Source organism: Acerihabitans sp. TG2, assembly GCF_035013185.1.
In the GTDB taxonomy this organism is placed as follows: Bacteria; Pseudomonadota; Gammaproteobacteria; order Enterobacterales; family Enterobacteriaceae; genus Acerihabitans.
The window spans coordinates 1-3,062 of the sequence record NZ_JAYGJO010000066.1 but is presented as its reverse complement, the minus strand read 5'-3'; the positions used below and the strand labels follow the sequence as shown (position 1 = coordinate 3,062).

Here is a 3,062-nt window from a genome sequence, read left to right as displayed (position 1 = left end):
AAAAAAAACGCTGACCGCTGGAATATCACTCAACCGACTCCAATATAGGCAATTTTTCGAGCGATACGAAACCATAACGTTGCAAAACCGGCACTAATTCCATCGCCTGTGGCGTGGCGGATAAACAATAGGCCGTATTGACTTTATCCCCGTCGGCCACACCCGCCGGCACCGGGATGATGTCATGAGCGATCAACCAGGCTGCTCTTTTGGCGATGGCTGAGCCAGAATCAACCAGGCGCGTACCATCCGGTAATACTGCTTTAAGCTCTTCGGCGAGAAGTGGGAAATGTGTACAACCCAAAACCACTGTATCCGGGGGTTCAGGCAGTCTTAACCAGGGGCGCAGTATCTTTTGCAGAACGGGCAATGCAATGCTTTCACCATGTAACTTGGCTTCCGCCAGTTCAACCAGTTCGGCAGAACCCAACGGGATAATGTGACAATCGGCGGCGAATTTTGCTATCAGATCAAGAGTATAGCCGCGCTGTACGGTGGCACGAGTGGCCAGTAAACCCACAATGCCGTTTCGGGTCAGCTTGGCTGCTGGCTTGATAGCCGGCACCACGCCAACGATCGGACACGCAAAACGCTCACGCAGCGCTGGTAAGGAAATAGTGCTGGCGGTGTTACAGGCAACAATGACCATGTCCAGAGCGTGCAGGCGCTCGGTTGCCGCCACAATATCCACCACTCGCTGGACAATAAATGCCTCGGGTTTTTCACCATAAGGGAAAGCTTCATTGTCAAAAACGTAGATGTAGTGAAGATCCGGCAATAGTTGCCGAACCTCATCATAAATGGAAAGGCCGCCCACTCCGGAATCAAAAATCAAGATAGTGGGCCGATTGGTCTTGCTACCGTCAGAAGGAATAGGTTCCTGTGAGATACAATTCTCGTCCTGCGGTTTGGTAACCATAAGCAGTCTCATAGTCTTTGTCGAACAGATTGGCTATTCTACCACGAACCGTCAAATGGGGGGTTAGCGGATAAGACGCGGCGATATCCCATAAACTGAGACCACCAAGTTTGACCGTTTCACTGGTATTGTAATTTGTGTCGTAGCGTTGGCCCAAATAACGATAATTCAACGACCAGTCAATCTCGGCCACCTGCCAATCCAACTGATATTTAACTTGCTGTTTGGCCCGTCTCTGCAGGAGTTGATTGGTATCGGCATTGCGTGGATCGAGATATTCCAACGTTAACTGATGCTGTAGCGGCCCCGTGTAAACCGACCCCGTCCACTCCACGCCTTTAATCAACGCTTTATTGATATTGCCATAGGTATTATTGACCTCGTCAAAATTAATCAGATGGTCGATATCGTTGCGATAGGCCGAAACGCGCCAGGTCAGTGGACCGGTTAATCCTTCCACACCACCTTCCCATTGCTTGCTCTGCTCCGGTTTTAACTGATCGTTACCGTATGAGCCACTGTAGAGTTGGCTCAGCGTGGGCGCTTTGTACGCGGTGCCATAAGAGGCAATTAGACGATAGCCCTCAATAAATTCCCAGGCGGCGCTGCTTTGCCAGGTACCATGCCCGCCAAATTGTGAATTATCATCCCTGCGCACCGCCCCTTCCAAGGTTACCGGGCCAAAGAGTTGTTGGGTGGTGGCATAAAGGCCAGTATTACGTTGCTCATAACCCTCGGCGAGATAACCGGTGCCAGGCTCGGTGGTCTGCTTTTGCCAGTCTATGCCGGTACTGGCGGAACCATGTCCCACTTGTAAGGTATTTTCCCATTGCACGTTATATTGTTGGGAATCGTCGAGGGTGGCGGAAGTTGAATAAGGACCATATTTGGGATCGTAATTATAATCCTGCGTGTGGTTATAGCTAAAAATCAGTTGTGAGGCGTAAACACCTTGTTGGAAACGCAACCCAGTGTCATAAGTGCGGCTATAAAGCTGACGGGTATCAAGCAGTGCATCAGGGTGAGCAGGATCAGTATCGGTATAGGTGCCGTCATAGGCAGTACGATTGTCATAACCATAGGTCCGGGCAAACCCACCGAATTGCTGGTTGAATTGATGATCCAGCGCGGCAAACAGTGTCTTGCTCATAAATCCATCGCGGTCCGGTTGCGCCGGATCACCATAGTTGTCTGGCAGGTTCGCCTTCACATTGAAGCCACGGGTATAGGTATAATTACCGGCCACGGTGGCGGTGGTGTTATCCCCGAGCCGTTGCTGCGTGGCACCGTCATATGTCTGGTAGCCATGGGATCCCATTCCCGCGCTCAGGGTGGTTCCCGGCTGCTCACGGGTGGTAATGATATTCACTACACCGCCAATAGCGTCCGAACCATATACCGCCGAGCGGGGCCCGCGAATATACTCAATGCGCTGCACCAGAGAAAGAGGGATTTGGCTCAGATCCGATGAGCCGGAGATACCGGACTGGTTCAACCTGATGCCGTCAATCAGTATCAAGGCATGGTTAGAGTTGGTACCGCGGATAAATAACGAGCTCTGCTGGCCCAAGCCACCGTATTGGGCAATATCCACCCCCGGTAGACGGCTGAGCGCTTCGGCCACCGATTTCACTTGCCATCGGTCAATGTCGTTGCGAGTAACAACACTGCTCGGTGCCAGCACCGAGGAAACCGGCTGAGGAAACCGGTTTGCGGAAACAACAAGCGTATTTGCAGCGTTATTTTGGGTACTGTTGTCTTGCGCCCACCCAGAGAATGCGGTGACGGATAACGCCACCAGCACGGTATTTTTCGTTTTAGACATTGTGATAGCATCCAAACAAGAGAAAAGGATGCCGCAGGTCTCATGTTAAATAGCACGCGATAAACATGAATATTGCGACGAAATACCGGTAGGTTTTCGGGCTTGGGATGTGCTTAATATGCACCAGGCGACGACTTCCCATCGTAACGACAGTGTCTGCTTGCGCAATCGCCCTGAACTCCCCTTACCGCTGCGCGTCAGCTCCAGCGTAGACTGGATTCCCTTTTAACTCACAAGAGACCGGGAAAGCATCCTACAATCAATAAAATAACATTGTCTACATATTCAACACCGAATCACATACTCCAGTAAGTGATC

Annotated in this window: 2 protein-coding genes and 1 riboswitch; both genes read right to left on the bottom strand. The window is 51.1% G+C overall.

Annotation, left to right across the window (positions count from 1 at the left end; translation table 11 throughout):
• Positions 1 to 25: 25 nt before the first annotated feature.
• A complete protein-coding gene (gene murI, locus SJI19_RS24355) occupies positions 26 to 919 on the bottom strand; it encodes a glutamate racemase (protein WP_323480820.1) in 894 nt (297 codons plus the stop codon).
• Entirely contained in the window at positions 864 to 2,744 is a 1,881-nt protein-coding gene (gene btuB, locus SJI19_RS24350) for a TonB-dependent vitamin B12 receptor BtuB (protein ID WP_323480819.1), read from the bottom strand. The genes murI and btuB overlap by 56 nt, the downstream gene beginning before the upstream one ends.
• Before the next feature lie 69 nt (positions 2,745 to 2,813).
• Positions 2,814 to 3,004, bottom strand: a riboswitch (cobalamin riboswitch).
• Positions 3,005 to 3,062: the final 58 nt, after the last annotated feature.

Bases quoted from the DNA above. Each gene is read 5' to 3' on its own strand.
- murI (WP_323480820.1), bottom strand. From the start codon at position 919: ATGGTTACCAAACCGCAGGACGAGAATTGTATCTCACAGGAACCTATT.
- btuB (WP_323480819.1), bottom strand. From the start codon at position 2,744: ATGTCTAAAACGAAAAATACCGTGCTGGTGGCGTTATCCGTCACCGCA.